Consider the following 6,070-nt stretch of genomic DNA (forward strand, 5'->3'; position numbering starts at 1 on the left):
GCAATCTAGTGGGAACGGCAATGCAAACAGCATCGACTTGAGAAAGCAGTTCCCGATAATCTTCATAAAATCTAGCTTTGTACTTGCTAGCGGCTTCCAAACCATTTTCGACATTGACATCAGCAATGCCAACCAGCTTGACGTTTTTGAGCAGGCTCAACACCCGTGCATGGTGTTGTCCCATATTACCGATCCCGATGAGTCCTACTTTCAGTGGCTGGGGCGAACCCGACTGAATCTCTGTGTCTAACTGTCTGGCTGACATGCTATTTCTCACGCTAAATTTTACTCCTCCACCACTACGAATTAGTTATCGGTTGTAATCGTTCGATCGTCCTCGGTGCTAGATCTCGATCGAACCGAGCCAAACTGAGTAGTAACGATTAAATCGATCGCCGAGTGCTGCTTTATTTACCTAGAATAATTCCGATATTATCACAGCCTTACAATTGTAAAGAACCGAAAAGTTTTGTTTATGTTCCTAAAGATTGGTTTTTATCGACTCAGGGAATTTTGGATTTGAAATCGGAATATCTCTCGTTCCGCTCATCCTTGCCGTCGCTTACGTACGTCGCGATCGACCAGAAAAGTTAAAATAGAAACTCCTTAAATTATGAAGTTAGCCGTTGTGAAAGCAGTTATTCTCCTCTCAGGTGGTTTGGATTCCTCGACGGTGCTGTATTTAGCCAAAAGTGAAGGTTACGAGTGTTATGCCCTCTCATTTGATTATCAACAACGCCACCGCCAGGAACTCGCTGCGGCACGGACGATCGCCAGCTTGGCAGGAGTCGTCGCTCATCAGGTAGTCAACTTCGATCTGCGGTTGTGGGGTGGTTCGGCACTGACAGACGATCGGGTGGATTTACCCCAAGATCGCGATCTGGCTGCAATGTCAGAATCTATTCCCGTTACCTATGTTCCCGCCCGCAATACGATTTTTTTGAGCTTCGCACTGGCGTACGCCGAAGCGATCGCTGCCAGTCGAGTCTATATTGGGGTGAATGCCCTCGATTATTCTGGCTATCCCGATTGTCGTCCCGATTATATCGAAGCGATGCGATCGGTATTCCGTTTGGGTACCAAGCAAGGACGCGAAGGCGAGCCGATCGAGATTATCACACCCTTAATCGATCTCAAAAAGACGGAAATTATCCAACTCGGCGACAGGTTAGGAGTCCCCTGGGCGCAAACTTGGTCTTGCTACTCTGGAGACAGCGTGCCCTGTGGCACTTGTGATTCCTGTCGGCTGCGGCTAGCCGCCTTTGCCGAGTTGGGATTGGTCGATCCGGGGAGATAGTTGGGAGTTGGGAGTTGGGAGTTGGGAGTTGGGAGTTGATAGAGTGTAAATCGAATACCCCCTATTCCCTACTCCCTATCCCCTAACCCCTTTCCTCACCCTGACTCGATCGATCCTGGGGCCGATGGTCGAGATGACGGCAAAGCTCCAGTCTTCATAATCTAAAGATTCCCCAGCTTGGGGAAATTGTTGCAATTTGTTAAGCAAAAATCCGCCGAGAGTTTGATAGTCATCAGCCAGAGGGAGTGAAATGTCTAGAAGATCGTTGAGATCTTCGAGATTGATTTGGGCTTGGACGAGAAAGGTGCCGTCGGTGAGTTTTTGGATTAATTCGGTGGGTCGATCTGTCGTTGATTGCATCCCGATCATTTCCTCGATCGCATCTTGGCGGGTAATCAAACCTGCCGTATTGCCAAATTCATCAACGACGATCGTCATGTGACGATTGGATTGCTGCATCTGTTTGAGAATAATGCTCGTGGGCGTAGATTCGGTGACAAAATCTATGGGTTGAATCCACTGCTCGATCGGGATTTGGTTGGCGGGTTTGCCCTGAGCGAGGAGGGTGACAAAATCTTTGAAGTTGACGATGCCGACAATTTTATTGAGGGATGTATTCGTAACGGGGTAACGTGAATAGCCAGTGGTAGCGACTTTGAGGAGGAGGGTTTGACAACTGGCGGTTTTAGGGACGGTGACAATTTGGGTCGCGGGTACCATGACGTCGCTGGCGATCGTATCGGCAAATGCCAGAACTTTGGTGAGGACTTCCCGTTGTTCCAGGGCGAGTCCGCTGGATTCGCGATCGGTCGAGACAATTGCCTGTAACTCTTTGAAAGTTACCCGCTCGCGCCCGTCATAACGCTGGCGGATGCCAAATACGCGCAAACACAATTTAGTGGATCGATCGAGTACCCAAATCAGCGGACTAAAAATGCGCGCGATCGCCAGACTCGGCGCGCTCAACACCTTGGCAATCCGTTCGGCATAAATCAACGCGATCGATTTAGGAATGAGTTCGCCAAACACAATCTGTAAATATGCCAGCACTATAAATGTGACTGGAATCGCCAGGGAATGGGCGACAGTATTGCTGAGGGAAAACCACGCCAAGCCTTGGGAAAAGATTTGGGCGATCGCCCGTTCGCCAATCCACCCTAGTGCCAGACTAGAGAGGGTAATACCCACTTGAGCGGTCGAGAGCAGTCGCTCGATCCCACGCTGGAGCGATTGGACTTGGCGTGCCAGATCGTCGCCTGCTGCCACTAATTGATCGATTCGCGATCGCCGGACGGAGAGAATCGCAAATTCAGCAATCACAAAGAAAGCATTAATCGCAATCAACCCGAAGATGAGCAGGAATCGCCACCCAATTTCTGAACCACCAAGCAGTGGATGAGGATCGTTCATTGTCGGGATTTAGGAATGATAGTGAAAAGGAGGTGGAAGGAAAACAGGCACCAAGAGAAGTCTCACCCTATTTGCCAACTGGGATACCAGCAGCTTCTAGTTGCAGTTTTTTATCTACATCAGTTAATTGTAGAGAAACACTCTTGACTTTATCCAGGGCATTTTTGGGAATATTCAAGAAAACTTTGACATCGCGACCGTTGGCGGCGAGGCTGCCAGGAAGTCCAGAAGTAGTCGCATTGACGTTTTGGGAGCGATCGGTAGTGACACCGATCGTACCCTGGCCAAAATTGACAGGTTGACTGCCATGATTGGAGAGGGTCAATTCGAGCTGGAGATTATTGCCACGAGTCGCCATCGATTTGACTGTCATGGTAATCCCCTGATCCTGTTTGACGATCGGCAGTTTGGAGATAGGCAGACCAGTTTTAGGATCGTTTTTTACGGCTTTTTCAAAGTCAGCAGCTTGTTTTTTGGCATCTTTTGCTTGCGCGGCATCTTTGAGGGGTTCGTCGATACCCATTTGTTTTTTGACGCTAGCTAGTACTTCTTGTTCTTGAATTAGTTCCAATCCTTTGGTACTCTTATTTTGGGTACTACCACCTTTGTTATTATTTGGGCGAATATCTGGTTGGGTGACACCTTTGAGGGCTTCATGTCCCGAGACAAAACCCACGACGCCACTCATAATTCCTGCTGCCAGCATGAAAAATAGTAAAATACTGGTCAGTAATAAAGTACGATCGTTTTTGATACTTTTTTTCATGTTTATCCTTGCAGAAAATCAATTGAGACCATTGCCACTCCATGCCGATAAAGTCTTACCCATATCGATCGATTGTATTAGTTAATATACTAGCGATCGTCCCCCTCGGCTACATGGTGCGATTTAGTCCTAGTTTACCGGAATATATCCGCGATCCGGCTGGCAGTATCGCTTATGAATTGTTTTGGATCTTAGTGGCGATCCTTATTTATCCTCGTGCCGATCGACGGCTGACAGCGATCTGGGTGTGTTTGGGATCTTGCGCGATCGAGTTTCTCCAGCTTTACCAACCACCTTGGCTGCAAGCAATTCGCGCGACACTACCAGGTCGCTTAGTATTAGGCAGCACTTTTTTATGGTCGGATCTGCCGGTATATTTTATTGGTAGCTATCTCGGCTGGTTATGGGTGCGTTGGCTCGATCGATTAGGTTTTAGGCTTTAGGTTTGAGGTTAGGAGGGAGTGGATAGTGGATAGTGAATTTGAACGTAAGCGTTCTTTTTTCTTCCATTCCCCCGTCCGCTAGTCTCCCAGTCTCCTCGCCTCCCCGTCCTATTTCTTCCGGTGTTTCTTGCGCACCTCAAGTGCGTGCCCGAGCAGATAGACAAACATCGCGAGATTGATGGCAAAGACCGCAAACTTGACGATCGACGCTTTCTCGATAATTTCATAGATTTCCACCGGAATCGTCAGTCCGACTATCCCCACAACGAGGATTGTCGCCCAGGCTTTTTGTTGCCATAAACCGATCGCTTCAATCCCATTTACAATGGCGTAGATCGCGGCAACCAACGCGCCAAGTTGCATCTTAGTTGTCGATACACTGATAACCTGTGTGAGTCCAGCTTTGATAATTTCGCGTTTGCCGGTCATCATGTACTCCTCGGCAAAGGTAAACAGACTATCGTACTTTTTCGATGTCAAAAATAACCCGATCGCGACACATATCAATAATCCGACGGTAAAACACTTGTAAATGACGATCGCGACTAAGGCGCGCGGACGAGGTTCGGATGCGGACATGGGTTTAATTTAGCGGTTAACGGGGTTTAGGCTTGGGTTTTTAGGCTTTAGCTGTTTAGGTTTTGGTTTCTAAGCTCTGGCGGTAGATACTCGATGTCTAAATCCCTAATTCCTGCCGGTGGACTTGTGATGTTCGTCCCAAGAAGGCTCAGAATTATGCTTCAATAGTAGAATCGGCGGGAGTCTGCGATCTTCAAACGAGCAAGAGTCGCCTATCATTTCTTAAGCAGGTTAGAGTCACATCATGAGTTTAGATACCCAAATTGAAGTCAATTCCGGAACTACTACCAACCGTGGTTGGCCGGGATTAATCGAAACCTATCGTGCGTATCTACCTGTGACTGAGACTACACCAGTAGTCACTCTGCATGAGGGTAACACACCATTGATCCCCGTGCCAACGATTGCCGCTGAAATCGGGCGCGGTGTCAAGGTATATGTCAAATATGATGGCCTCAACCCCACTGGCAGCTTCAAAGATCGCGGCATGACAATGGCGATTACTAAAGCCAAGGAAGCGGGTGCTAAGGCAGTGATTTGTGCCAGTACGGGGAATACATCTGCTGCTGCTGCTGCCTATGCCGTACGCGGCGGGATGCGAGCCTACGTGCTAATTCCCGATGGTTATGTCGCGCTGGGAAAATTAGCCCAAGCCCTGCTCTATGGAGCCGAGGTACTGGCGATTAAAGGTAATTTTGATGATGCGCTGCATATCGTCCGCGAGATGGCGGAAAATTATCCGATTACATTGGTAAATTCGGTAAATCCCTATCGACTCGAAGGCCAGAAAACAGCCGCCTTCGAGCTAGTCGATGCCCTCGGCGACGCACCCGATTGGTTGTGCATTCCCGTCGGGAATGGTGGCAATATTACGGCTTACTGGATGGGATTCAATCAGTATCACCAGCACGGCAAAAATCGGAAACTTCCCAAAATGATGGGATTTCAGGCGGCTGGTTCGGCACCTTTAGTGAGTGGTATCCGCGTCAAAGATCCCGAAACCCTGGCAACGGCAATTCGGATCGGCAATCCCGCGAACTGGGATAAAGCGATCGCGGCTAAAACTCAGAGCGGTGGCGAATTCAATGCCGTCACCGATGCCGAAATCATCTCCGCCTATCGCTGGCTGGGTAGTAAGGAAGGCATCTTCTGCGAACCAGCAAGTGCCGCTTCGGTAGCCGGATTACTCAAAGTCAAAGATCGCGTACCCGATCGCGCAACAGTAGTCTGTGTCTTGACTGGTAACGGTCTCAAAGATCCCGATACCGCGATCGCCAATAAAATCAACCCTTTCCAGCAAGGCATCGATGCCAACTTGCATTCTGTCGCCGCCGCAATGGGATTTTAAATTGATTTTGGGTTGAATATTTAGATCTGAGAATGTTAGGGTTCGCTGTGCTCTACCCAATTACATCTATAACCATAATTCAATTGACACCTAGAAATAGTGAAAAATTGTATGTCAACCATCGAGCAAATTGAAACAGCCATTCTGTCACTTGCACCAGATGAGTTTCAGCGACTCAGACAGTGGTTCGCTGATGTAGATTACCAGCGTTGGGATAAGCAACTAGA

7 protein-coding genes are annotated in these 6,070 nt (G+C 48.5%); 3 read left to right on the forward strand and 4 right to left on the reverse strand.

Features of this window, described 5'->3' with window-relative positions:
• Nucleotides 1-265 (reverse strand): Gfo/Idh/MocA family oxidoreductase (locus RMO84_RS19490; protein ID WP_310490097.1); only part of this gene is annotated, 265 nt, incomplete at its 3' end.
• A 363-nt stretch (nucleotides 266-628) separates the two neighbouring features.
• Between RMO84_RS19490 and queC the strand changes: the two genes are divergently transcribed.
• Nucleotides 629-1,297 carry a 7-cyano-7-deazaguanine synthase QueC gene (queC, locus tag RMO84_RS19495; RefSeq protein WP_396135905.1) on the forward strand — a complete coding sequence of 223 codons (669 nt, stop codon included), beginning with the start codon at nucleotides 629-631 and terminating at the stop codon, nucleotides 1,295-1,297.
• A 75-nt stretch (nucleotides 1,298-1,372) separates the two neighbouring features.
• Here queC and RMO84_RS19500 read toward each other — a convergent pair whose 3' ends face one another.
• Both RMO84_RS19500 and RMO84_RS19505 read right to left on the reverse strand, forming a co-directional pair.
• On the reverse strand, nucleotides 1,373-2,707 hold the full coding sequence (locus tag RMO84_RS19500) for a hemolysin family protein (RefSeq protein WP_310490099.1): 1,335 nt from the start codon (nucleotides 2,705-2,707) through the stop codon (nucleotides 1,373-1,375).
• Nucleotides 2,708-2,774: 67 nt separating this feature from the next.
• Entirely contained in the window at nucleotides 2,775-3,473 is a 699-nt protein-coding gene (locus RMO84_RS19505; protein ID WP_310490100.1) for a hypothetical protein, read from the reverse strand.
• A gap of 41 nt (nucleotides 3,474-3,514) precedes the next feature.
• Here RMO84_RS19505 and RMO84_RS19510 point away from each other — a divergent pair, with 41 nt between their 5' ends.
• Nucleotides 3,515-3,916: a DUF2809 domain-containing protein gene (locus RMO84_RS19510; protein ID WP_310490101.1), complete on the forward strand. Its 402-nt coding sequence runs from the start codon at nucleotides 3,515-3,517 to the stop codon at nucleotides 3,914-3,916.
• Between the two features lie 108 nt (nucleotides 3,917-4,024).
• Here RMO84_RS19510 and RMO84_RS19515 read toward each other — a convergent pair whose 3' ends face one another.
• Nucleotides 4,025-4,495 carry a DUF2127 domain-containing protein gene (locus RMO84_RS19515; RefSeq protein WP_310490102.1) on the reverse strand — a complete coding sequence of 157 codons (471 nt, stop codon included), beginning with the start codon at nucleotides 4,493-4,495 and terminating at the stop codon, nucleotides 4,025-4,027.
• Between the two features lie 244 nt (nucleotides 4,496-4,739).
• Between RMO84_RS19515 and thrC the strand changes: the two genes are divergently transcribed.
• Nucleotides 4,740-5,843 (forward strand): threonine synthase, encoded by a 1,104-nt coding sequence (gene thrC / locus RMO84_RS19520; protein WP_310490103.1) that lies wholly within the window; start codon nucleotides 4,740-4,742, stop codon nucleotides 5,841-5,843.
• Nucleotides 5,844-6,070 lie beyond the last annotated feature (227 nt).

Origin of the sequence: Chamaesiphon sp. VAR_69_metabat_338, assembly GCF_031423935.1 — a bacterium.
Taxonomy (GTDB): Bacteria; Cyanobacteriota; Cyanobacteriia; order Cyanobacteriales; family Chamaesiphonaceae; genus Chamaesiphon.